The organism is Streptomyces sp. NPDC014656 (genome assembly GCF_043084305.1).
Classification (GTDB): domain Bacteria; phylum Actinomycetota; class Actinomycetes; order Streptomycetales; family Streptomycetaceae; genus Streptomyces.
On sequence record NZ_JBIBZN010000017.1, the window covers coordinates 1 to 23233 of the forward strand.

The 23233-nt window shown below is 72.2% G+C and carries 22 protein-coding genes and 1 riboswitch; of the genes, 16 read left to right on the forward strand and 6 right to left on the reverse strand.

The features are described 5' to 3' along the window. Nucleotides 1-200: 200 nt before the first annotated feature. The 10 genes from ACF1ED_RS30530 (at nucleotide 201) to ACF1ED_RS30575 (ending at nucleotide 10499) form a co-directional block, all read left to right on the forward strand. On the forward strand, nucleotides 201-809 hold the full coding sequence (locus ACF1ED_RS30530; protein WP_391765907.1) for a CDP-alcohol phosphatidyltransferase family protein: 609 nt from the start codon (nucleotides 201-203) through the stop codon (nucleotides 807-809). A gap of 116 nt (nucleotides 810-925) precedes the next feature. Further along, nucleotides 926-3421: a sugar phosphate nucleotidyltransferase gene (locus ACF1ED_RS30535; RefSeq protein WP_391765909.1), complete on the forward strand. Its 2496-nt coding sequence runs from the start codon at nucleotides 926-928 to the stop codon at nucleotides 3419-3421. 98 nt (nucleotides 3422-3519) lie between these two features. After that, the gene (locus ACF1ED_RS30540; RefSeq protein WP_391765911.1) at nucleotides 3520-4449 is read left to right on the forward strand and encodes a DUF881 domain-containing protein; all 930 of its coding nucleotides are present in this window, start codon (nucleotides 3520-3522) and stop codon (nucleotides 4447-4449) included. Then, on the forward strand, nucleotides 4446-4778 hold the full coding sequence (locus ACF1ED_RS30545) for a small basic family protein (RefSeq protein ID WP_030492461.1): 333 nt from the start codon (nucleotides 4446-4448) through the stop codon (nucleotides 4776-4778). Before ACF1ED_RS30540 ends, ACF1ED_RS30545 begins: the two co-directional genes overlap by 4 nt. Nucleotides 4779-4783: 5 nt before the next feature. After that, nucleotides 4784-5728 carry a DUF881 domain-containing protein gene (locus ACF1ED_RS30550; protein WP_391765913.1) on the forward strand — a complete coding sequence of 315 codons (945 nt, stop codon included), beginning with the start codon at nucleotides 4784-4786 and terminating at the stop codon, nucleotides 5726-5728. Nucleotides 5729-5809: 81 nt separating this feature from the next. Then, the gene (locus tag ACF1ED_RS30555) at nucleotides 5810-6754 is read left to right on the forward strand and encodes an FHA domain-containing protein (protein WP_391766229.1); all 945 of its coding nucleotides are present in this window, start codon (nucleotides 5810-5812) and stop codon (nucleotides 6752-6754) included. A 32-nt stretch (nucleotides 6755-6786) separates the two neighbouring features. Then, on the forward strand, nucleotides 6787-7545 hold the full coding sequence (locus ACF1ED_RS30560; protein WP_391765915.1) for a MerR family transcriptional regulator: 759 nt from the start codon (nucleotides 6787-6789) through the stop codon (nucleotides 7543-7545). 90 nt (nucleotides 7546-7635) lie between these two features. Then, nucleotides 7636-8103, forward strand: a complete 468-nt coding sequence (locus ACF1ED_RS30565) for a bifunctional nuclease family protein (RefSeq protein ID WP_030492457.1) — start codon at nucleotides 7636-7638, stop codon at nucleotides 8101-8103. A 212-nt stretch (nucleotides 8104-8315) separates the two neighbouring features. Then, nucleotides 8316-8933 carry a MerR family transcriptional regulator gene (locus ACF1ED_RS30570; RefSeq protein WP_391765917.1) on the forward strand — a complete coding sequence of 206 codons (618 nt, stop codon included), beginning with the start codon at nucleotides 8316-8318 and terminating at the stop codon, nucleotides 8931-8933. Between the two features lie 72 nt (nucleotides 8934-9005). After that, nucleotides 9006-10499 (forward strand): DNA polymerase IV, encoded by a 1494-nt coding sequence (locus tag ACF1ED_RS30575; protein WP_391765919.1) that lies wholly within the window; start codon nucleotides 9006-9008, stop codon nucleotides 10497-10499. Nucleotides 10500-10616: 117 nt separating this feature from the next. Here ACF1ED_RS30575 and ACF1ED_RS30580 read toward each other — a convergent pair whose 3' ends face one another. Then, complete coding sequence (locus ACF1ED_RS30580; protein ID WP_391765921.1) at nucleotides 10617-10988, reverse strand: PRC-barrel domain-containing protein; 372 nt, start codon at nucleotides 10986-10988, stop codon at nucleotides 10617-10619. A gap of 113 nt (nucleotides 10989-11101) precedes the next feature. Next, nucleotides 11102-11201, forward strand: a riboswitch (glycine riboswitch). Between the two features lie 179 nt (nucleotides 11202-11380). Here ACF1ED_RS30580 and gcvP point away from each other — a divergent pair. Next, on the forward strand, nucleotides 11381-14266 hold the full coding sequence (gcvP, locus tag ACF1ED_RS30585) for an aminomethyl-transferring glycine dehydrogenase (protein ID WP_391765923.1): 2886 nt from the start codon (nucleotides 11381-11383) through the stop codon (nucleotides 14264-14266). Nucleotides 14267-14336: 70 nt separating this feature from the next. Here gcvP and ACF1ED_RS30590 read toward each other — a convergent pair whose 3' ends face one another. Together ACF1ED_RS30590 and ACF1ED_RS30595 are read right to left on the reverse strand one after the other, a co-directional pair. Continuing rightward, nucleotides 14337-14543 carry a DUF5999 family protein gene (locus tag ACF1ED_RS30590; protein ID WP_391765925.1) on the reverse strand — a complete coding sequence of 69 codons (207 nt, stop codon included), beginning with the start codon at nucleotides 14541-14543 and terminating at the stop codon, nucleotides 14337-14339. Nucleotides 14544-14872: 329 nt separating this feature from the next. Continuing rightward, entirely contained in the window at nucleotides 14873-15463 is a 591-nt protein-coding gene (locus tag ACF1ED_RS30595) for a hypothetical protein (protein ID WP_391765927.1), read from the reverse strand. Nucleotides 15464-16023: 560 nt separating this feature from the next. Here ACF1ED_RS30595 and ACF1ED_RS30600 point away from each other — a divergent pair. Together ACF1ED_RS30600 and ACF1ED_RS30605 are read left to right on the forward strand one after the other, a co-directional pair. Continuing rightward, complete coding sequence (locus tag ACF1ED_RS30600) at nucleotides 16024-17529, forward strand: glutamate--cysteine ligase (RefSeq protein WP_391765929.1); 1506 nt, start codon at nucleotides 16024-16026, stop codon at nucleotides 17527-17529. Between the two features lie 335 nt (nucleotides 17530-17864). Further along, the gene (locus ACF1ED_RS30605) at nucleotides 17865-18605 is read left to right on the forward strand and encodes a CPBP family intramembrane glutamic endopeptidase (protein WP_391766231.1); all 741 of its coding nucleotides are present in this window, start codon (nucleotides 17865-17867) and stop codon (nucleotides 18603-18605) included. Nucleotides 18606-18671: 66 nt separating this feature from the next. Here the strand turns inward: ACF1ED_RS30605 and ACF1ED_RS30610 are convergent, their stop codons facing one another. Continuing rightward, complete coding sequence (locus ACF1ED_RS30610) at nucleotides 18672-19544, reverse strand: PhzF family phenazine biosynthesis protein (RefSeq protein WP_391765931.1); 873 nt, start codon at nucleotides 19542-19544, stop codon at nucleotides 18672-18674. A gap of 194 nt (nucleotides 19545-19738) precedes the next feature. Here ACF1ED_RS30610 and ACF1ED_RS30615 point away from each other — a divergent pair, with 194 nt between their 5' ends. Beyond that, on the forward strand, nucleotides 19739-20365 hold the full coding sequence (locus tag ACF1ED_RS30615) for a PadR family transcriptional regulator (RefSeq protein ID WP_391765933.1): 627 nt from the start codon (nucleotides 19739-19741) through the stop codon (nucleotides 20363-20365). Nucleotides 20366-20445: 80 nt separating this feature from the next. On the opposite strand, the gene ACF1ED_RS30620 is transcribed toward ACF1ED_RS30615, so the two are convergent. Both ACF1ED_RS30620 and ACF1ED_RS30625 read right to left on the reverse strand, forming a co-directional pair. Next, nucleotides 20446-20874: an SRPBCC family protein gene (locus ACF1ED_RS30620; protein WP_391765935.1), complete on the reverse strand. Its 429-nt coding sequence runs from the start codon at nucleotides 20872-20874 to the stop codon at nucleotides 20446-20448. 70 nt (nucleotides 20875-20944) lie between these two features. Continuing rightward, a complete protein-coding gene (locus tag ACF1ED_RS30625; protein WP_391765937.1) occupies nucleotides 20945-21166 on the reverse strand; it encodes a hypothetical protein in 222 nt (73 codons plus the stop codon). A gap of 195 nt (nucleotides 21167-21361) precedes the next feature. Here ACF1ED_RS30625 and ACF1ED_RS30630 point away from each other — a divergent pair, with 195 nt between their 5' ends. Both ACF1ED_RS30630 and ACF1ED_RS30635 read left to right on the forward strand, forming a co-directional pair. Continuing rightward, nucleotides 21362-22087 carry a Clp protease N-terminal domain-containing protein gene (locus tag ACF1ED_RS30630; RefSeq protein WP_391765939.1) on the forward strand — a complete coding sequence of 242 codons (726 nt, stop codon included), beginning with the start codon at nucleotides 21362-21364 and terminating at the stop codon, nucleotides 22085-22087. 91 nt (nucleotides 22088-22178) lie between these two features. Beyond that, on the forward strand, nucleotides 22179-23216 hold the full coding sequence (locus ACF1ED_RS30635) for a DMT family transporter (protein WP_391765941.1): 1038 nt from the start codon (nucleotides 22179-22181) through the stop codon (nucleotides 23214-23216). Nucleotides 23217-23233: the final 17 nt, after the last annotated feature.

Genomic DNA, 23233 nt, shown 5'->3' on the forward strand with positions numbered 1-23233 from the left:
ACTGCAGGGGGGACCCTGTGGGAGAGTAGGACGCCGCCGAACAATCATTGTGGGAAAGCCCCGCACCATCTGGTGCGGGGCTTTTCTGCGTTTCCAGGGGTTTTCGGAGGAAGCCGGCCGACCCGGTGCCCGGAGGGGGTCGGGGCGGGAGGTAAGGTCAGGGGTCAACGTCAGTACCGCTCCCAGCAGGAGGCCCCCGGGTGGAGGTCCAGGAGACCGAGGTCCAGACGGACCGGGTCCTCACCATCCCCAACATTCTCAGCATGGCACGTCTCCTCGGCGTGCCGCTGTTCCTGTGGCTCATCCTCCGGCCGGAGTTCGGCGGGCCCAACAGCGATGTCTGGGCACTGGTCGTCCTGATGCTCAGCGGCGTCAGCGATTACCTCGACGGCAAGCTCGCACGGAAGTGGAACCAGATCAGCAGCCTCGGCCGGCTGCTGGATCCGGCCGCAGACCGTCTGTACATCCTGTCCACGCTCGTCGGACTCACCTGGCGCGAGATCCTGCCGCTGTGGCTGACCGCCGTTCTTCTGGCACGGGAAGTCATGCTGCTGGTCATGGTGGGAATCCTGCGCCGGCACGGCTACCCGCCGCCGCAGGTGAACTTCCTCGGGAAAGCTGCCACTTTCAACCTGATGTACGCCTTCCCCTTGCTGCTTCTCAGTGACGGAACCGGATGGCTGGCGTCACTCGCTGAAGTTTTCGGATGGGCTTTCGCCGGATGGGGTACAACTCTGTATTGGTGGGCAGGGATCCTCTACGTGGTCCAGGTCCGTCGACTCGTGAAGGCGGATACCGAGGCCGATTGAGCCCTTCCGTCCCGCGCCGTGCAGCGTCGCCGGCAGGAACGAGGATGTCCGAGGGCGAGTGAGCGGACAGGGCCGGTCGGCAGGACCGTCGTCTCTTCAAGGAGGACGCTTCCGACATGAAGGCCGTCGTGATGGCCGGTGGCGAAGGAACCCGCCTTCGCCCCATGACCTCGAGCATGCCCAAGCCTCTGCTGCCGGTGGTGAACCGGCCGATTATGGAGCACGTCCTACGACTGCTCAAGAGGCACGGTCTCAACGAGACCGTCGTCACCGTTCAGTTTCTCGCGTCGCTCGTCAGGAACTACTTCGGCGACGGCGAGGAGCTCGGGATGGAGCTCACGTACGCCAATGAGGAGAAGCCTCTTGGCACAGCGGGCAGTGTGAAGAACGCCGAGGAAGCGTTGAAGGACGACGCTTTTCTCGTGATCTCGGGGGATGCCCTCACCGATTTCGACCTCACCGACCTGATCCGATTCCACAAGGAGAAGGGCGCGCTCGTCACGGTCTGTCTGACGCGCGTGCCGAATCCGCTGGAATTCGGCATCACGATCGTCGACGAGGAAGGGCAGGTCGAGCGGTTCCTGGAGAAGCCGACCTGGGGACAGGTCTTCTCCGACACCGTGAACACCGGCATCTACGTGATGGAACCCGAGGTGTTCGACTACGTCGAAGCCGATGTTCCGGTCGACTGGTCCGGTGACGTCTTCCCGAAGCTGATGAAGGAGGGCAAGCCGATCTACGGCTATGTCGCCGAGGGCTACTGGGAGGACGTGGGCACCCACGAGAGCTACGTCAAGGCACAGGCCGACGTGCTCGACGGCAAGGTCCAGGTCGACATCGACGGGTTCGAGATCTCGCCCGGCGTCTGGGTCGCCGAAGGAGCGGAGGTGCACCCCGACGCGGTGCTGCGCGGGCCGCTCTACATCGGGGACTACGCCAAGGTCGAGGCCGGCGCCGAGATCCGCGAGCACACCGTCATCGGCTCCAACGTGGTGGTCAAGACCGGGGCCTTCCTGCACAAGGCGGTCGTCCACGACAACGTCTACATCGGTCAGCACAGCAATCTCCGCGGCTGTGTGATCGGCAAGAACACCGACGTCATGCGGGCGGCCCGGATCGAGGACGGGGCCGTCATCGGAGACGAGTGCATGATCGGCGAGGAGTCGATCGTGCAGGGCAACGTCCGGGTCTACCCCTTCAAGACCATCGAGGCCGGCGCCTTCGTCAACACCTCGGTGATCTGGGAGTCCCGCGGACAGGCCCACCTCTTCGGAGCGCGCGGGGTGTCCGGGATCCTCAACGTCGAGATCACGCCCGAGCTGGCCGTGCGGCTCGCCGGAGCGTACGCGACGACGCTGAAGAAGGGCTCCACCGTCACCACCGCGCGTGACCACTCCCGTGGCGCGCGGGCGCTCAAGCGGGCCGTGATCTCCGCGCTCCAGGCCAGCGCCATCGACGTGCGCGACCTGGAGAACGTGCCGCTGCCGGTGGCCCGGCAGCAGACCGCGCGGGGGAGCGCCGGCGGCATCATGGTGCGTACCTCTCCCGGGGTGCCGGACTCGGTCGACATCATGTTCTTCGACGAGAGAGGGGCCGACCTCTCGCAGGCCCGGCAGCGGAAACTGGACCGGGTGTACGCGCGGCAGGAGTACCGGAGGGCCTTCCCCGGCGAGATCGGTGACCTGTCCTTCCCGGCGAGCGTCTTCGACTCGTACACCGGCTCCCTGCTGCGGAACGTCGACACGACCGGGATCGCGGAGGCCGGGCTCAAGGTCGTGGTGGACGCGTCCAACGGGAGCGCCGGTCTCGTGCTGCCCAGCCTGTTGGGCCGGCTCCAGGTGGACTCGCTGACCATCAACCCGGGGCTCGACGAGTCGCGGCCGACCGAGTCCGTCGAGCGCAGGAGGGCCGGGCTCGTCCGGCTCGGGGAGATCGTGGCGTCGGCGCGGGCCGCGTTCGGCGTGCGGTTCGACCCGGTGGGCGAGCGGCTGTCGCTCGTCGACGAGCGGGGCCGGATCATCGAGGACGACCGGGCGCTGCTGGTGATGCTCGACCTGGTGGCGGCCGAGCGCCGGTCCGGGCGGGTCGCGCTGCCGGTCACCACGACCCGCATCGCCGAGCAGGTGGCCGCGTACCACGGCACGCAGGTCGAGTGGACGACCACCTCGCCCGACGACCTCACCCGGGTCGGCCGGCAGGAGTCGACCATCTTCGGTGGCGACGGGCGCGGCGGGTTCATCGTGCCCGAGTTCAGCAGCGTCTTCGACGGGGCCGCGGCCTTCGTGCGGCTGATCGGTCTGGTGGCGCGGACGCAGCTGACGCTGAGCCAGATCGACGCCCGGATCCCGCGGGCGCACGTGATCAAGCGGGACCTCGCGACGCCGTGGGCGGTGAAGGGGCTCGTGATGCGGCGGGTGGTCGAGGCGGCCGGCAGCAGGTCGGTGGACACCACCGACGGCGTGCGGGTCGTGGAGGCCGACGGGCGGTGGGTGATGGTGCTGCCGGACCGTGCCGAGGCCGTCACCCATCTGTGGGCCGAGGGGCCCGACGACACCTCGGCGCAGGCACTGCTCGACGAGTGGGCGCAGGTGGTCGAGAGCGCGGGTCGCTGACGGGACGGCGGGCGGGGGCCGGGCGGCGCCGTGGTGCCGCCCGGCCCTTCCGAGGGGCCATTCGGCGGTAGGACGTGCGACGTGCGACGATGTGCGGCATGTCGCAGCAGCCCCCCGTTCGGAGCACCGGTTCTCCGCCCCCGCGCCCGGACGCGTCGATGTCGCTGCTGAACAACGTCATCGACCACGCGCTGGACGACGGGTACGCGGAGGCGACCGCCCGGCGCGAGGCCGAGGGCGGCGCGCTGCCCAAGCCGCTGCGGGCCAAGCTGGGTCTGGCGGCCGGCCTCGTGCTGGCCGCCGCCGTGGTGACGGTGGGCGCGGCCGAGGCCCGGGTCTCGGCCCCCGTGGTCGCCAAGGAGCGGCAGGAGCTGATCGACCGGATCGAGGGCGAGAACGCGACCGCCGACGACCTGGAGCGGGACGTCGAGCGGATCCGTACCGAGGTCGGCGAGCGGCAGCGGGCCGCGCTCGAACAGCACGGCGGCGACCAGACGGAACTGGTCGCGCTGCTGTCCGGTGCCACCCCCGTGCGCGGGCCCGGTGTGAAGCTCGTGGTCGACGACGCCAAGGAATCCGACAGCGGGGGCGGCGGGCCGCGCGAGAGCGCGGGTTTCTCCGACACCGGTCGGGTGCGCGACCGCGACATGCAGCGGGTGGTCAACGGGCTGTGGGAGTCGGGTGCGGAGGCCGTGTCGATCAACGGCCAGCGGCTGACGGCGCTCTCCGCGATCCGGGCCGCGGGCGACGCCGTGCTCGTCGACAACCGGCCGCTCGTGCCGCCGTACACCGTGCTGGCCATCGGGGACGGGCAGCGGCTGAGCACCGCCTTCCAGGACAGCGCCGACGGGCAGTACCTGCACGCGCTGGTGGAGAACTTCGGGATCCGCAGCGGCATCTCGGTCGAGGGCGAGCTGAGCCTGCCGGCCGCGCCGAGCCTGATCGTACGTACAGCTGAGCCGAGGGGGGCCGGGGCGGCGACGCCGTCCGGCCGGGCCACGGCCGACAAGGGGAAGGCAACATCGTGATCGCCGTACTGGGCCTGATCGTCGGAGTCGTGGCGGGACTGCTGGTCCGGCCCGAGATCCCGGCGGTCGTCGAGCCCTATCTCCCGATCGCCGTGGTCGCCGCCCTCGACGCGGTCTTCGGCGGCCTGCGGGCCATGCTCGACGGGATCTTCGTCGACAAGGTCTTCGTCGTCTCCTTCCTGTCGAACGTGGTCGTGGCCGCGCTGATCGTCTTCCTCGGCGACAAGCTCGGCGTGGGCGCGCAGCTGTCCACCGGCGTCGTGGTCGTGCTCGGCATCCGGATCTTCTCCAACGCGGCCGCGATCCGCCGCCATGTCTTCAGGGCGTGAGGCCGATGAGTGTGAACCCGAACGAGAAGCCCGAGCCGGGCGACGAGCGGCCGGAGGGGCCGGACCAGGCGGGGAAGCCGGTGGCCGACGGGAAGCCGGAGGCGGTCGGGGCGTCCGAGGCCGGGCCTGCCGGTCGCACGGAGCCGCAGGGCCGTGCCGCGGAGGGCGCTGAGAGCGTTCCCGAGGGCGCTGTGCCGTCCCCGGAGGCGGGCACGGGGGCCAAGGCCGCGCCGGACGGGCGGCGGCGCCTCGCGGACGCCCTGTGGCCGCCGCGGGTGACGCGGGCGCAGCTCATCGTGGCGCTGTTGCTGGCCTGCCTGGGCTTCGGCCTCGCCATCCAGGTCTCCTCGACGAGCGAGGGCAGCGCGCTGCGCGGGGCCCGGCAGGAGGACCTCGTACGGATCCTCGACGAGCTCGACGACCGGACCCAGCGGCTGGAGGACGAGAAGACGCGGCTGGAGAAGCAACGGTCGGAGCTGGAGTCCAGCTCGGACCAGGCCGAGGAGGCCCGTCGGCAGACGGCGGAGAAGGAGCGGCAGCTCGGGATCCTGGCCGGCACGGTGGCCGCCGAGGGGCCGGGCATCACGCTGACGGTGACCGACCCGGTCGGCGCGGTCGAGTCCGACATGCTCCTCGACGCCATCCAGGAGCTGCGGGCGGCCGGTGCCGAGGCGATCCAGGTCGACGGGGTGCGGGTGGTCGCGAACAGCTATTTCACAGGTGGCGGTGATGACATGCGGATCGATGGAACGCAGGTGACCGCTCCGTACGTCTTCAAGGTCATCGGCAAGCCCGAGGATCTGGAGCCCGCGCTCAACATCCCCGGTGGAGTCGTCCAGACCCTCGAGAAGGAGCAGGCCACGGCCACGGTGGAGCGGTCGGCGAAGATCGTCGTCGACGCCTTGCGACCCGTGAAGCGGCCTGACTACGCTCGGTCGTCCTCCCAGTGAGAGAGGGGGCGAGGGGTCCCGCGACATGGGCTGGAGCGTTGCGGGGGGTCGGCGCACCACAACGGTGGTGCGTGGTGGAAACTGTCCGGAGGATACGGACGTTGTGAAGGTGTCCGGGTCGGCAGGTGTGATGGATCTCGGTTCGTCCTGCCCCACGGGCGGGTCTGTTTCGGTCAAGGGGAATCGCCCGTGAAGTTGTTTGCGAAGTTGTTCGGCAAGAGCGCACGCGAGGACGGCGGCAACGCCAGGCACCGCGCGTCGCGCCATGCCCAGAGCGAGGAGCAGGGCGGCGAGCGTCCGCTCTTCCGTGACGAGGTCGGCGGCCAGGGTGGTGACATTCCAGGCGGACGGGGCGCGTCGTCTGTTGACCCCGCCGGTGCCGCGCGCATAGGTTTCGGTGAACCATCAACCTCAGGTACGGGTGGAGGGTTTACCCCCGATCCGTACGCGACCCAGACCTCCGCGGGGCAGCCGCGGCAGGAGGACGCGTCCATGCCGGTGTGCACGAGGTGCGGTCACCGCAATACGCCGGACAGCCGGTTCTGTTCCCACTGCGGCACGCCGCTGCGGGGCGGGGCCGCCGCCGAGCGTCCCTCCGAGACGACGTCGACGATCTCGATCTCGGGTCTGGAGGCGTACGATGCGGAGACCACCGGCCAGATCGCGATGCCGGCGCTGTCGCCCGAGGCCCTCGCGGCCGTCGAGGCGCTGCCGCCGGGCTCCGCGCTCCTGGTGGTGCGCCGCGGTCCGAACTCGGGAAGTCGCTTCCTCCTGGACGGTGAGCTGACGACGGCCGGCCGGCACCCGCAGAGCGACATCTTCCTGGACGACTTCACGGTCTCCCGGAGGCACGTCGAGTTCCGCCGGCGCCAGGACGGCAGCTTCACGGTCGCCGACGTCGGCAGCCTCAACGGCACCTACCTCAACCGTGAGCCGATCGATTCCGACATCGTGCTGAACAACGGCGACGAGGTGCAGATCGGCAAGTACCGGCTGGTCTTCTACGCGAGCCAGCGAGGCGTCTGACACGCCTGGCGGAGATCCTTCAGGAAAGGTCCATGGTGCGAACACCGACGGGCGGTGCCGGATCCGGCACCGCCACCGCGGGTGACCGGCTGGTGAGTATCGGCACCGTGCTGAACCAGTTGCGGGACGAGTTTCCCGAAGTGACGATCTCCAAGATCCGCTTCCTGGAGGCCGAGGGGCTCGTCGAGCCCCGGCGTACGGCCTCCGGGTACCGGAAGTTCAGCCCGGAGGACGTGGAGCGGCTCGCCGCCGTCCTGCGGATGCAGCGGGACCACTATCTTCCGCTGAAGGTCATCCGGGAGCACCTCGACGCCCTCGCCCGTGGCGAGCAGGTGAAGCTTCCGGCGCCCGGCCGGCGGCGCGATCTGCTGGACGGGCTGCTCGACGGCTCCGCGGACGACGAGGGTGACGAGCGGCCGACCGCCGCGCGGCTGGGCCGTGCCGAGCTGGTCGCCGCGGCCGGGGTCACCGAGGCGGAGCTGGTGGAGTGGGAGTCGTACGGCCTGATCGGCGAGAGCGAGGGCGGCGGCTACGACGCGGAGACCGTCAACGTGGCGCGGATCGTGGCCGATCTCGGGCGGTTCGGGCTCGAACCCCGGCACCTGCGGGCCGTGAAGGCCTCGGCGGACCGGGAGGCCGGGCTGATCGAGCAGGTCGTCGCGCCGCTGCGGCGGCACCGCAATCCGCAGACCAGGGCCCATGCCGAGGAGACGGCCGCCGATCTGGCGCAGCTGTCGGTGCGGCTGCACGCGGCGCTGGTGCAGACGGCGCTGGGCGTACGGCTCCCGTGACCGGCGCGGACGGCTCCGGAGCGGGGTTCCGGCGGCGCTGAGCGGGGGCCCGACTATCCAAACAGGTCGGGCACGTCCTAGGGTTGCTGTGTGAACGAGCTCGACGTTGTGGGTGTCCGGGTGGAAATGCCCTCCAACCAGCCGATCGTGCTCCTGCGCGAAGTGGGAGGCGACCGGTACCTTCCCATCTGGATCGGACCCGGCGAGGCGACCGCGATCGCCTTCGCCCAGCAGGGCATGGCGCCGCCCAGGCCGCTGACGCACGACCTGTTCAAGGACGTGCTGGAGGCGGTGGGGCAGGAGCTGACCCAGGTGCGCATCACCGACCTGCGGGACGGGGTCTTCTACGCCGAGCTGGTCTTCGCCAGCGGCGTGGAGGTGAGTGCGCGGCCGTCCGACGCGATAGCCCTGGCGCTGCGGACCGGTTCGCCGATCTTCGGCAGCGACGGCGTCCTCGACGACGCCGGGATCGCGATTCCCGACGAGCAGGAGGACGAGGTGGAGAAGTTCCGCGAGTTCCTCGACCAGATCTCGCCGGAGGACTTCGGGAGTCAGTGACGGGACGGCTCCCGTGCGCCGCTCGGGCGGGGCGCGTGGGGGGCGGCCGAGGACCGCTGTCGGCGCATTCGAGTAGCCTTTCCCCGGAGTGGGATACGTGAAACCACTCTCTGGGTGATTATCACTCGGCGTGCCGAGTGTGGCGATCGTTGACGCACCCCTAGCGACTGCCTACCTTCGAGTGGGCAGGTCAAGGACGGAGGGTCGGCGTGATGAGCAGCGCGGACGGTACGGCAGGGAGCTCGCTCGGACGCGTGTCCGGGGAGAGCGCGCCGTATCCGCTTCACGGCAGTGTGGGCGACTTCGGTACGGAGCGGAGCGCCGGGGTGGCGGACGAGGCGATCGGGTATCGCGGTCCCACGGCCTGCGCGGCCGCCGGCATCACCTACCGCCAACTGGACTACTGGGCGCGCACCGGGCTCGTCGAGCCGAGCGTGCGGCCCGCGTACGGCTCCGGGACGCAGCGGCTGTACAGCTTCCGCGACGTCGTCGTCCTGAAGATCGTGAAGCGTTTCCTGGACACGGGCGTGGCCCTCCAGAACATCCGGGCGGCGGTGCAGCACCTGCGGGCCCGCGGTTTCCGCGATCTGGAGCGGATGACGCTGATGAGCGACGGGGCGACGGTCTACGAGTGCTCCTCGCCGGACGAGGTCGTCTCGCTGCTCCAGGGCGGGCAGGGGGTCTTCGGGATCGCGGTGGGCGTCGTCTGGCGCGACGTCGAGGCGGCCCTGTCGCAGCTGCACGGGGAGCGCGTGGACACCGGGGAGACGCTGGTGGGGCACAACCCGCAGGACGAACTGGCGCGGCGCCGGCGCGACCGGGCCGTCTGAGCTCTTTCCGGGAGGCCGGTGCGGGCGGGCCCGTACCGGCGATTGTCAGTGGCGTGAGGCAGCATCGGAGACGTGAGAGCCGCCCCCACGATCCTGCATCTGGACATGGACGCCTTCTTCGCCGCCGCCGAGCAGGCGTCGAAGCCGAGCCTGCGCCGCAAGCCCGTGGTGGTGGGCGGCCTCGGTCCGCGCGGTGTGGTGGCCACGGCGTCGTACGAGGCGCGGCGCTTCGGGGTGCATTCGGCGATGCCGATGGGGCAGGCGCGGCGGCTCGCGCCCCACGCCGCGTATCTGGTGCCGCGCTTCGCGTTCTACCGGGCGATCAGCGGGCAGGTGATGGAGCTGCTGGGGCGGCTGTCGCCGCTGGTGGAGCCGCTCAGCCTCGACGAGGCGTTCGTGGACCTGGAGGCCGGGGGGCTGGCGGACGACAGCGCGAGCGCGCGTGCGGTGGGGGAGCGGCTGCGGGCGGACATCCTGGCGACGACCGGGCTGACCGGTTCGGTGGGCCTCGCGGGGTCCAAGATGCTCGCGAAGATCGCGTCGGAGGAGGCGAAGCCGGACGGTCTGGTGCTCTTCGAGCCGGGGACCGAGCGGGAGCTGCTGGCGCCCCGGTCGGTGCGGATCGTCCCGGGGGTGGGGCCGGCCACCGGTGACCATCTGCGGCGGGCGGGGATCACGACGGTCGCCGACGTCGTGGAGGCGGGCGAGGACGAGCTCGTACGGATCCTGGGGCGGTCGCACGGGGCCTCGCTGTACCGGATGGCGCTCGGGCACGACGACCGGCCCGTGGTGGCCGAGCGGGACGCGAAGTCGGTCTCCGTGGAGGACACCTTCGACATCGACCTGCACGACCGGCTGCGGATCCGGCTGGAGGTGGAGCGGCTCGCCGAGCGGTGTGTGGCGCGGCTGCGGGGGTCGGGGCACTCGGGGCGGACGATCGTGCTGAAGGTGCGGCGGTACGACTTCTCGACGCTGACCCGGTCGGAGACGCTGCGGGGGCCGACGGACGATCCGCTGGTGGTGCGGGAGGCCGCGGAGCGGCTGCTGGAGCTGGTGGACACGACGGGCGGGGTGCGGCTGCTGGGCGTGGGGGTGAGCGGGCTGGCCGATTACACGCAGGAGGACCTGTTCGCGCAGGCCGGGGCGGGGACCGGGGGCGGGGCGGCGGTGGGGGACGCCGGGGCGGGTGCGGGTGCGGGTGCGGGTGCGGGTGAGGGTGCCGGGGCGCCGGGTGCCGCCGTGGCCGCGGACGTGGGGGAGAGCGGGCCGGAGGAGGTCTCCGGGTACCCGGCCGACGCGCCGCCGACGGCCACCGGACCCGCGACGCGGCGGTGGGCCCCGGGGCACGACGTGCGGCACGCGGTCCTCGGGGCGGGGTGGGTGCAGGGCAGCGGGCTCGGCCGGGTCACCGTCCGCTTCGAGGAGCCGGGGAGTACGGCTCCGGGGCGGGTGCGGACCTTCGCGGTGGACGATCCGGAGCTGGAGCCCGCGGATCCGCTGCCGCTGGTGCCCGGCGGGGTGACGGGGGCGGAGGGGGCCGCCCCGGCCGTCCGCACGGGCGCGTGACCCCCCGGGGGTGTCCGGGCGGGTGGGTGAGCCCTTCCGGGGGCGTCGGGAGGGCTCTGCGCGGGTTTCTCCGGGGCGGGGCGTCCCGTGCCGCGTTCTTTCCCGCGTCGCGTTCTCCTAGGCCGCGTCGTCCTGGCCGGCCAGCCGCCCGAAGTCGGGGATCTGCGCCGGCGGGGGCGGCAGCGTCAGCTCGTAGTGGCGGTAGAGCTGGAGCTCCTGCTCGGGGGAGAGGTGGCGGCCCACGCCGAAGTCCGGCGCGTCCTTGATGAGGGAGCGTTCGAAGGGGATGTGGAGGCCGTCGTCGGCCAGTTCGCTGGGCTCCAGCGGGACGAAGGCGTCCCTGCTGAACAGGCCGGTGCGGACGGCCGCCCACTCGGGGACGCCGGTCGCGTCGTCCAGGTACACCTCGTCCACGGTTCCGATCTTGTGTCCGTTCCGGTCGAACGCCTTGCGGCCGATCAGGCTGCGCGGATCGATGTCGGTCTGCACGGTCCCTCCAACTGGTCGCAACTGCTCTACACCCCTACGAAAGTGCACAACTGGGATGTCGGCCACTTGAGCGATGAGGGCGACAACCGCGCTGGTAGGCTGGCTGTGGCTGTCGACACCGTGCGGGAGAGTCCATCGGAGAGGGTTTCCGGTGGCGCCGAAGGAGCAAATCCTCCCCGGAATCTCTCAGGCACCCGGTACCGCGCGGGCGAGGTCACTCTGGAAAGCAGGGCGGGAGTCCGACGGCACCCGCCCTCACCGACGGTGAAAGCCGGCGTGCCCACGGGCGTGCCGGTGAAGCTCTCAGGTTGAGATGACAGAGGGGGAGGCCGTCCGGGCACCCGCGCCGTGGTGCCCCTCGCAGGTCGTGACGACCAGGAGGCCCCCGCATCATGACCGCCAACCGCACCCCGCTCTCCGAGCTCGAACAGGGCATCCCTTTCGAGCAGCGGCACATCGGACCCGACGCCGAGGCGCGGGCCAAGATGCTCGCGCAGGTCGGATACGGCTCCCTCGACGAGCTGACGGCCGCCGCGGTGCCGGACGTCATCAAGAACGCCGAGGCGCTGGACCTGCCCGGTGCCCGCACCGAGGCCGAGGTCCTCGCCGAGCTGCGCGCCCTCGCCGGTCGCAACGAGGTCCTCGCCCCGATGATCGGCCTCGGCTACTACGGCACCTTCACGCCGCCGGTCATCCTCCGCAACGTCATGGAGAACCCGGCCTGGTACACGGCGTACACGCCCTACCAGCCGGAGATCTCGCAGGGCCGCCTGGAGGCGCTGCTCAACTTCCAGACGATGGTCGCCGACCTCACCGGCCTGCCGACCTCCGGCGCCTCCCTCCTCGACGAGGGCACCGCCGCCGCCGAGGCCATGTCGCTCTCGCGCCGCGTCGGCAAGGTGAAGAACGGCGTCTTCCTCGTCGACGCCGACGCCCTGCCGCAGACCATCGCCGTCATCGAGACCCGCGCCGAGCCGACCGGCGTCGAGGTGGTCGTCGCCGACCTCTCCGAGGGCATCCCGGCCGAGATCGCCGAGCGCGGCGTCTTCGGCGTGCTCCTCCAGTACCCCGGTGCCTCCGGCGGCGTCCGCGACATCAAGCCGCTGATCGACGCCGCCCACGAGCTCGGCGCGATCGTGACCGTCGCCGCCGACCTGCTCGCGCTCACCCTGCTCGTCTCGCCCGGCTCGCTCGGCGCCGACATCGCCGTCGGCACCACCCAGCGCTTCGGCGTCCCGATGGGCTTCGGCGGCCCGCACGCCGGCTACATGGCCGTCCAGGACAAGCACGCCCGCTCCCTGCCCGGCCGCCTCGTCGGCGTCTCCGTCGACGCCGACGGCAACAAGGCGTACCGCCTCGCCCTGCAGACCCGCGAGCAGCACATCCGCCGCGAGAAGGCCACCAGCAACATCTGCACCGCCCAGGTGCTCCTCGCCGTCATGGCCGGCATGTACGCCGTCTACCACGGCCCGGACGGCCTGAAGCAGATCGCGCAGCGCACCCACCGGTACGCCGCGATCCTCGCCGCCGGTCTGACCGCCGGGGGCGTCGAGCTCACCCAGGGCGCCTTCTTCGACACGCTCACCGCCCGCGTGCCGGGCCGTGCCGACGCCGTCGTCGCCGCCGCCCGCGAGGCCGGCGTCAACCTGTACCGCGTGGACGCCGACCGGGTCTCGGTCTCCTGCGACGAGACCACCGGCCGCGAGCAGCTCGCCGCCGTCTGGGCCGCCTTCGGCGTGACCGGCGACGTCGAGGCGCTGGACGCCGCCACCGAGGACGGCATCCCGGCCGGCCTGCTGCGCTCCGACGCGTACCTGACCCACCCGGTCTTCCACGCGCACCGCTCCGAGACCGCGATGCTGCGCTACCTGCGCCGCCTCTCCGACCGCGACTACGCGCTCGACCGCGGCATGATCCCGCTCGGCTCCTGCACCATGAAGCTGAACGCGACCACCGAGATGGAGCCGGTGACCTGGCCCGAGTTCGGCCAGATCCACCCCTTCGCGCCGATCGACCAGGCCCAGGGCTACGTCACGCTCATCACCGAGCTGGAGGAGCGCCTGGCCGAGGTCACCGGCTACGACAAGGTCTCGATCCAGCCGAACGCCGGTTCGCAGGGCGAGCTGGCCGGTCTCCTCGCGGTCCGCGCCTACCACCGCGCCAACGGCGACGAGCAGCGCACCGTCTGCCTCATCCCGTCCTCCGCGCACGGCACCAACGCCGCCTCCGCGGTGATGGCCGGCATGAAGGTCGTCGTCGTGAAGACCGCCGAGGACGGCGAGGTCGACGTCGAGGACCTGCGCGCCAAGATCGAGCAGCACCGTGACGAGCTCTCCGTGCTGATGATCACCTACCCGTCGACGCACGGCGTCTTCGAGGAGCACGTCGCCGACATCTGCGCGGCCGTGCACGAGGCCGGCGGCCAGGTGTACGTCGACGGCGCCAACCTCAACGCCCTGGTCGGCCTCGCCAAGCCGGGCCACTTCGGCGGCGACGTCTCGCACCTCAACCTGCACAAGACCTTCTGCATCCCGCACGGCGGCGGCGGCCCCGGCGTCGGCCCGGTCGGCGTCCGCGCGCACCTCGCCCCGTACCTGCCGAACCATCCGCTCCAGCCCACCGCGGGCCCGGAGACCGGCGTCGGCCCGATCTCGGCCGCCCCGTGGGGCTCCGCCGGCATCCTGCCGATCTCCTGGACGTACGTCCGCCTGATGGGCGGCGAGGGCCTCAAGCGCGCCACCCAGGTCGCCGTCCTCGCGGCGAACTACATCGCCAAGCGCCTGGAGCCGCACTACCCGGTGCTCTACACCGGTCCGGCCGGGCTCGTCGCCCACGAGTGCATCGTCGACCTGCGGCCGCTGACCAAGGCGACCGGCGTCACCGTCGACGACATCGCCAAGCGCCTGATCGACTACGGCTTCCACGCCCCGACCATGTCCTTCCCGGTCGCAGGCACGCTGATGATCGAGCCGACCGAGTCCGAGGACCTGGCCGAGCTGGACCGCTTCTGCGACACGATGATCGCGATCCGCGCCGAGATCGAGAAGGTCGGCTCCGGCGAGTGGCCCGCCGAGGACAACCCGCTGCGCAACGCCCCGCACACCGCGGCCGCGCTCGGCGGCGAGTGGGCGCACGCCTACGACCGCGACGTGGCGGTCTTCCCCGCCGGGGTCTCGGCCGCCGACAAGTACTGGCCGCCGGTCCGCCGCATCGACGGCGCCTTCGGCGACCGGAACCTGGTCTGCTCCTGCCCGCCGCTGGACGAGTACGACCACTGACCGCGGGCATGACAGAGGGCCGGTCCGGAGTCTCCTCCGGGCCGGCCCTCGGCGCTGCCCGCGCGGTGCCTCAGGCGGCCGTCGTCACCCGGCCCGCGGTGAGCGGCCGGTGCGGAGCGATGATCTGCCCGTCCGGCAGCAGTTCGCCGGTGTCCTCGAAGAGCAGGACACCGTTGCACAGCAGGCTCCACCCCTGCTCGGGGTGGCACGCCACAGGGGTGGCGGCCTCACGGTCGGCGGAGTCGGCGGTGGGACAGGCAGGCTGGTGCTGGCACATGGGTGGGTTCTTTCGCTGCGTCGTGGTGGATGTCCTGCGGCTGCTCGCGCTCATGGCCGCCCCCGTAGGTCGGTTCGGTTCCGGTCCCAGTCTTGCCGCACGGACGGCCTTCCGCAGGGATTTCGCGTCAGCTCGTCCTCTCCCGGGAAGACGCATCACCCGCAGGGGCGGTTCAGCTCAACACCCCCGCCCTTTCGGGTGGTTCGGGGTGGCCCGAGCGGGCTAGTCCGTCCGGGAGGGGTGTTCGGCGGCGGTGTTCGGACGCCGGTTGCGGACAGCAGTGCGCCCCGTGACCCGGGCGGGTCACGGGGCGCGGCGCGCGGACCGGGTCAGGCGGTCGCCGCGGATCCGAGCAGGGGCGGCGGCGCGAGCCGCGTGCTGAGCACCGGCAGCAGATCGGCCACCCGGTAGGGGCGGTTGGCGGCGATGCCGGGCGGTGCGGGGGCGAGCGGCACCAGCACGTCGGCGGACTCCGCGCCCGGCTCCGTCCCGTCCGGGTCCTGCTCCGCGTGCAGCCACAGCGTCAGCATGTACAGCTCCGGCACCGAGAGCAGCCGTGGCTGGTACGTGCCCGGCAGCGCCTCGGCCTGGACCAGCGCGCGCTCCGTGGCGGCGACGTACGGTCCCTCGAAGAAGTGCGAGAAGGACCAGCCGTCCGGCGTGAGCATGGTGTCCGCGGCGGCGACCGCCCGGTCCCCGCTCCGGATCAGGAACCGCCAGCCGACGAGCCGGGTGCCCGGCTCGTGTCCGGGGGCCCCGGAGATCCTCAGCACGTGGACGGGCAGCGGGAGTTCGGGACACAGCGGTCCGGAAGCGGCCCGCAGGGCCGGGGTGCGGGCCTCTCGGACGGCCGTGGGCGAGCCGAGTGCCGCGAGGACACTGCGGAGGGCCGGCGCGGGGGCCGGGGAGGGTCGGAGCATCGTGTGGGTCGCCTCTCGCTCAGGAGACACGGGATACGGGTACGGGTGCGGGTCCTGGTAAGGGCCTTGGTACGGGTCCTGGTACGGCATGCGCGGCTGCGGGCCGGGTGCGACGGCGCTGTCGGCGGCGGGGGCGGAGCGGGGGGCCACGGGTCGTGGCCGGTCGCCGGCGCTCTGCCTCGTCCGCGGAGTTTATACGACACGTGTTCAGAGATTGTTTCCGCTAGACCCCGCCGATATTCCTGACAAGGCGTCATCAGGCCGTATGCGGTGGGCCGCGGGGCGGAATCGGAGCGAGGACAGGATCTCCGTCCTCACATTCCCCGGCAAGCCGGACGTCCGAATTCCGAAAGCCGCGCCGCCTCCACCGGGGAGGCAATATGACATTGGTATATGTCGAAGGCCGTTCCGGAAGTGTGGTCCCGCGCGCGCGGCGACAGGTTCGTACCAGACTATCCGCGGAGCGGCCGGAAACGCAGGCGTTGTCGATCAGCGGCGTGGGCATCATCGTCCGTACGCGCGGCCTGCCCGGTGGCCGCCCACGCGGGAGGGACGCCTCGATGGGGGAGAAGGTCGTGACGGACGGGTTCGGCCCGGCCGACCGGCAGCGGTACCGGCGCAAGCTCCAGCAGTGTCTGGCAGGGCTCGCCCGGCTCCTCGCGGAGCAGCGGTTCGACCGCCCGCGGAACCTCATGGGCGTCGAGATCGAACTCAATCTCGCGGGCTCCGACGGGCTCCCGCGGATGCTGAACGACGCCGTCCTCGAAAAGATCTCCAGCACCGATTTCCAGACCGAACTCGGAATGTTCAACCTGGAAGTGAACATCGCCCCGAGGCGGCTCGACGGCCACGTTTTCGACCGGCTCGCGGAAGAGCTGAGGACCGGACTGGGATATGCCGACCGGCAGGCCGCCGAACTCGACGCCGGCCTCCTCATGATCGGCATCCTGCCGACCCTCTCGCCGCGCGATCTCGTCTTCGAGAACCTTTCCTCCGCGGACCGCTACGCCCTGCTCAACGACCAGATCCTCGTCGCCCGCGGAGAACGGATCACGCTCGACATCCAGGGCGTCGAAAGGCTCCGGCACACCTCGGAGTCGATCATCGCGGAGGCCGCCTGCACCTCCGTACAGCTGCACCTCCAGGTCACGCCGGCCCGCTTCCCGTCCGTCTGGAACGCCGCCCAGGCCGCCGCCGGCGTGCAGATAGCCCTCGGCGCCAACTCGCCCTTCGTCTTCGGCCACGAGGTGTGGCGCGAGTCCCGCCCGCCGCTCTTCACGCAGGCCACCGACACCCGCCCGCCCGAACTCCAGTCCCAGGGCGTGCGGCCGCGCACCTGGTTCGGTGAGCGGTGGGTGGACTCGGTGTACGACCTCTTCGAGGAGAACGTGCGCTACTTCCCCTCGCTGCTGCCGCTGTGCGACGACGAGGACCCGCTGCGCGTGCTCGACGAGGGCGGGGTGCCGCAGCTCAAGGAACTCGTCCTGCACAACGGCACGGTGTACCGCTGGAACCGGCCGGTCTACGGCTGGGTCGACGGCGTCCCGCACCTCCGGGTGGAGAACCGCGTCCTGCCCGCCGGGCCCACCGTCACCGACGTCCTCGCCAACGCCGCCTTCTACTACGGACTCGTCCGCTCGCTCGCCGACGACCCGCGCCCGCTGTGGAAGCGGATGGCCTTCGAGGACGCGGAGGCCAACTTCGACGCCGCCTGCCGGCACGGCATCGAGGCGGAGCTGCGCTGGCCCCGGGCGGGACGCGCGGGCGGGACGGCGACCCTGCCGGCCGTGCGCCTCGTCCTCGACGAGCTGCTGCCGCTGGCCGCGGCGGGGCTCGACGCGTGGCACATCGACCCGGCGGACCGCGACTTCTACCTGGGCGTCATCGAGCAGCGCTGCCGCCGCCGGGTCAACGGCGCGTCCTGGCAGGCCGACACCTTCCACCGAGCCCTGGACTCCGGCCTCGACCGGGAGGCGGCGCTGGCGGCGACCACCCGGCGGTACCGCCGGCTGATGCTGGAGGGGGAGCCGGTGCACACCTGGGAGGTGGGGGTCGCGGGGGCCTGAGCCGGCCGGGCGACTTGGAGGCCGTTCCGGTCGCCGGGGGGCTCCGGTCGTCGGGGCGTTCCGGTGGCGGGGAGCTTTTCTTTGGGGCCGGGGAGGTGCTCCTGGGACGGGGAGGCGTTTCCGGGGGCAGGGGGTGTTCTCTCCGGGGCCGGGGAGGCGTTCCGGTGCCTGGATGGCGTTCCGGGGGTGCCGTCACGCATGATCGTCGTGAGGGGGGCCGAGGCCGGTCCCCGTGGCGGTCGTGACGGGAACCGGAACGGGAACGGGAGACGGGTGTGGTGTCGGAACAACGGGTCGTGGACGCCGGCCCGCCGCCGGGCGGTCTGTCGCGGCGGATGCTGCGCTCCGAGACCCTCATCGTGCTCGCGCTCTCGCTCGGCGCGAGCGCGGTCTCCTCGCTCGTCAGCTTCATCGGCTCGCTGACCAGACCCGGCGCGCTCAAGGAACAGGCGGCCACCCTCAACGGCTCGTACGCGCCCGGGCGCCCCTGGCTCGACCTCACCTGGCAGCTCTTCGGCATCGCCACGGCCCTCGTGCCGGTCGTGCTCGTCGCCCACCTGCTGACGCGGGAGGGATCCGGGATGCGGGCCATCGGCTTCGACCGGACCCGGCCGTGGCCCGACCTCGGGCGCGGGACCCTGGTGGCCGCCGGCATCGGCAGCGCCGGCCTCGCCTTCTACCTGGCGGCGCGCGCCTCCGGCTTCAACCTCACGGTGGTCCCCGAGTCGCTGCCCGACGTGTGGTGGAAGTACCCCGTCCTGATCCTCTCGGCGATCCAGAACTCCGTCCTGGAGGAGGTCATCGTCGTCGGCTATCTGCTGCGCCGGCTGGACCAGCTGGGGTGGTCGCCGAAGGGCGCGCTGGTCGCGAGCTCGGTGCTGCGCGGCTCGTACCACCTCTACCAGGGCATCGGCGGCTTCGTCGGCAACATGGTGATGGGCGTCGTCTTCGTGCTGCTCTACCGCCGCTGGGGGCGGGTGGGGCCGCTGGTGGTCGCCCACGCGCTGCTCGACATCGTGGCCTTCGTCGGCTACGGACTGCTGGCGGGGAAGGTGGACTGGCTGCCCACCGTGTGAGCACGGGACGACCGGAGGGGCGTACGGCACCGGAGCCGTACGCCCCTCCGGCGCGTCCGGGCCGCGTCAGGCGTACAGCTCGCCGTCGACGACCGTCACGGCGCGGCCGGTGAGCAGGGTGCGGTCGCCGCGCAGGCGGGTGCGGACCAGGCCCGTACGGGCACCGCCCTGGAAGCCGGTGAGCTCGTCGCGGCCGAGGCGGGCCGACCAGTACGGCGCGAGCGCGGTGTGGGCGCTGCCGGTCACGGGGTCCTCGTCGATGCCGACGGAGGGGAAGAAGCCGCGCGAGACGAAGTCGTAGCCGCTCAGGGGGGCGGCGGCGAGCGCGGTCGCGATCACGCCGCGCGACGAGTGGGCCCTGAGCGCCGCGTGGTCGGGGGCGAGGCCGCGGACGGCGGCCTCGTCGCGCAGTTCGACCACGAGGTCGCCGACGTGCGCGGCCGTGTCGTGGACGGCGACGATCTCGGCTCCCAGCGCCTCCGCCAGGCCCTCGGGGACCGGCGCGGGGGTGAGCGAGGAGGTCGGGAAGTCCAGGGTGATGCCGCCGTCCGCCTCGGTGACGGCGCCGAGGACGCCCGAGCGGGTCGCGAAGCGGACCGGGCCGGCCGCCGCGCCGGTGGTGTGCAGGACGTGGGCGGTGGCGAGGGTGGCGTGACCGCACATGTCGACCTCGGTGGTCGGGGTGAACCAGCGCAGCGCCCAGTCGGCCTCGCCGCCCGCGGGCAGCGGGTGCGCGAAAGCGGTCTCGGAGAGGTTGACCTCGGCGGCCACCTTCTGGAGCCAGGAGTCGTCCGGGAAGGAGCCGGGGGAGCCGGGGGAGGCGGAGGAGCCGGGGGAGGTGGAGGGGTCGAGGGAGGTGGAGGGGTCGAGGAGGACGACTCCGGCGGGGTTGCCGGAGAAGGGCCGGTCGGTGAAGGCGTCGACGATTCGGATGCGCATGAAGCGGACGGTACCGGGGGGCCGGAGGGGCGGGCCAAGGCCAATCCGGGGCGGCCGGCCTGGGCGGGGTGATGGGGGCGCCGTGCGGTGGGTTGACGGGTCGGTTGTTCGATCGGTTGCTCACCGAACAGTTCCGATATATCGTTGAGGCATCGCGACAGTTCAACGATGACTCTCACGGAAGGAGCGTTGCGATGCGTTCACATGGACACGACCACGGACACGAGTTCGGCCACGGTGCCGGGCGCGGGAACTGCGGGCCCGGGCCGCGGGGCGACTTCGAGGGACGGCGTGCCGCCTTCGGGCCCTTCGGCCCCGGTTTCGGCGGCCCCGGCTTCGGCGGCGGGCCCTTCGGGCGCGGCCGGGGCGGCGGTCGGGGGCGGGCGCGGCGCGGTGACGTGCGCGCCTCGATCCTGGCGCTGCTCAAGGACCGTCCGATGCACGGTTACGAGATGATCCAGGAGATCGGCGAGCGCAGCGGCGGGGCCTGGAAGCCCAGCCCCGGCTCGGTCTACCCGACCCTCCAGATGCTGGAGGACGAGGGGCTGATCATCAGCGCGAGCGAGGGCGGCAAGAAGCTCTTCTCGCTCACCGACACCGGGCGCGAGGAGGCCGAGGCCGCGCCGGACGCCCCCTGGGAGGAGGCCGGCCGCGGTGTCGACTGGGATGCCCTCAACGAGATCCGGCAGGCCGGTTTCGGCCTGATGGAGGCGTTCGGCCAGGTCTGGAAGACCGGCAGCGCCGAGCAGCGGCAGAAGGCCGTCGAGGTCATCAACGAGGCCCGGAAGAAGCTGTACCTGATTCTCGCCGACGAGCACTGAGGCGGGGTCCGCACGGGGAAGGCCCCCCGCGCGACACATGTCGCGCGGGGGGCCTTCCCCGTGTCCGTGCGTCCCGGTGCTCAGGCGACCAGGCCGGAGAGCTTGCGCAGCGACTCGTTGAGCGCCGTCGTCGCCGAGTCCTTCAGTTTCCCGGCCATCAGCGAGACCGCCGCGCCGGTGAACTCGCCGTCGATGCGGACGGTCGTCGCGCCGCCCTCGTCCGCGAGCGAGTAGCGGGTGCCGACGATCACGCCCATGGGGCCCTTGCCCCGGATGGCGAGGACCCGGCCGTCCTCCAGCTCCTCGACGGTCCACAGCACCTCGGCGGGAAAGCCCATGAGCTTCATGTTCTCGGTGAAGGTGGACCCGGCCGCCAGGGTCTCCGGGCCGCCGTTCGGGAAGCTGGTGTGGGTGGCGTTCCACTCGCCGTACGAGCCGAAGTCGGTGAGGCGTTCCCACACCTTCCCGGCCGGTGCCTCGATCCGTGCCTCCGCGGTGACTTCGGCCATGACGACCACCCCTTCACGCGTGCCCGCTGGGTTCTGGTGTCGCGGAACGTAGCCGGAGGGGCGTGAACATTCAATACTGATGAACCGTCAGTTCTGCGGCGGCCGGACCCGTACCGCCGATCCACCAGATCTCGGCCGCGTCGAAGCGGTCCGAGACGCGCGGGCCGCCGTCCTCCTCGTGGCTGTGGAACGCGGCCCAGAACAGATCGCCCGGCAGCGCGTCCCGGGGGGCGTACACCCGGTACACGTACTGCCGGCCGTCGCGCGCGGGCAGACCGACCATCCAGAACACACAAGAAGGACGCTCGGGAGCGGTTCGTGGTTGCGATGAGGGCGTGAGGCAAGGCGGCGCGCGCCCCGCAGGGGAGATCGACCGGATCTCCTCCCCCAGGAGGAGGACTCGCGCGGGCGTGCACGACTCCGGTGGGACGCGGACATGGTTCTCCCGTGTGATGACCCGCGCGGGCGCGGCTGGTGAGGTGGGAGGGTGCACCCTCCCGTCCCGTCGCGCCCCACCGCGCCCCCGGTTCACGCCGGGCCCGAGCCGCTCCTCGCCACCGTGGTCGCCGCCGCCCGCCGCCGGGCCCTGCGGGACGGCGACCGTCAGGTCGACACCGCCCACCTCCTGCACGCCCTCGTCGAGTCCGACCCGGAGACCCGCGCCGCCTTCGACGGCGAGGAGCGGGTCACGCGCGTCCTCGGCTACCTCGTTCAGCGGTCGATCGGATACGGGCTCCGCTGGCAGCGGTCCGCCGAGGGCGCCGAGGCCCCGCGTCCACTGCCCGCCGTACGGGCCGGGGAGGGGGTGCGCCGCCGCCCCTCCCGCTGGTCGCCGGCCGCCGCGGCCGCGCTGGAGGAGGCCCTGCGGCGCGCCGCCGCGCGCGGGGAGGAGCAGCCCCACGGGCTCGACCTGCTGGCCGGGCTCGCCGCCGACCCCGACAGCCGGGCCGGCGAGGTGCTGCGGCACGCCGGGGTCGACCCGCCCGCGCTCGGCGCCCGCGCCGTGGCCCTCGCCTCCGTCATCGCTCCGCGCGGCGCCGGTGCCTGGCCGGGCGTCGAGGGTGGCGCCGGGCCTCGTGCCGGGGCCGGTGCCGGGCCGGGTGCGGGGTCCGGGGTCGGGTCCGGGAGTGGGTCTGGTGCCTGGTCCGGTGCCGGGCCCGGTGGTGGTGCTCTTGGCGGTGAGGGGGGCTTCGCGCGGGACGCGGAGGGCTGAACTCCGGGTCCGGGGAGGGTTGCCAGGGGCCCTCGTCTCAACAGGTGCGACGGGGGTTACACGCCTGACCGGGTCCTGCCATGATGGCCCGATGCACGCGTCTCAGGGGAGAAGCGCCGGCCTGGGACTCGCCCTGGCCTCGGCCTTCGCATTCGGTGGTTCGGGAGTGGCGGCCAAGCCGCTGATCGAGGCGGGACTCGATCCGCTCCATGTCGTCTGGCTCCGGGTCGCCGGCGCCGCCCTCGTCATGCTGCCCGTGGCCTGGCGCCACCGGGACCTGCTGCGCCGCAAGCCCGGCCTCCTCGTCGGCTTCGGCCTGCTCGCCGTCGCCGGCGTCCAGGCCTTCTACTTCGCCTCCCTCTCCCGGATCCCGGTGGGCGTCGCCCTCCTCATCGAGTACCTCGCCCCGGCGCTGGTCCTCGGCTGGGTCCGCTTCGTCCAGCGCAGGCCCGTCACCCGCGCCGCCGCCCTGGGCGTGGTGCTCGCGGTCGGCGGTCTCGCCTGTGTCGTCCAGGTCTGGTCCGGACTGAGCTTCGACCTCCTCGGGCTGCTCCTCGCGCTCGCCGCCGCCTGTTGCCAGGTCGGGTACTTCGTCCTCTCCGACCAGGGCGCCGACGAGGCCGAACCGGCCGACCCGCTCGGGGTGATCGCGTACGGGCTGCTCATCGGCGCACTCGTGCTCACCGTCGTCGCCCGCCCCTGGGGCATGGACACGTCCGTGCTGGCAGGGCGCGCCGACCTCGGCGGAACCGCCGTGCCGGCCTGGCTGCTGCTCGGCTGGATCATCCTGATCGCCACCGTCCTCGCGTACGTCACCGGCGTCGTCTCGGTGCGCCGGCTCTCGCCGCAGGTCGCCGGTGTCGTCGCCTGTCTGGAGGCGGTCATCGCGACCGTCCTCGCCTGGGTTCTGCTCGGTGAGCACCTGGAGACGCCGCAGCTCCTCGGCGGCGCGCTCGTCCTCGTCGGGGCCTTCATCGCCCAGTCCACCGCGCCCAAGGCGCCGTCCGAGGGGCCGGTCGCCGGCTCCGAAGCCGAGCGCGACGGGCGTGACGAGAGCGGCGGGAGCGGCGAGCGGGGGATCGCCGCGGGCGCCGAGGGGGAGTTGTCGGGCGGCCGGACCAGCCCGTAGGGTGCCGAGCATGCATT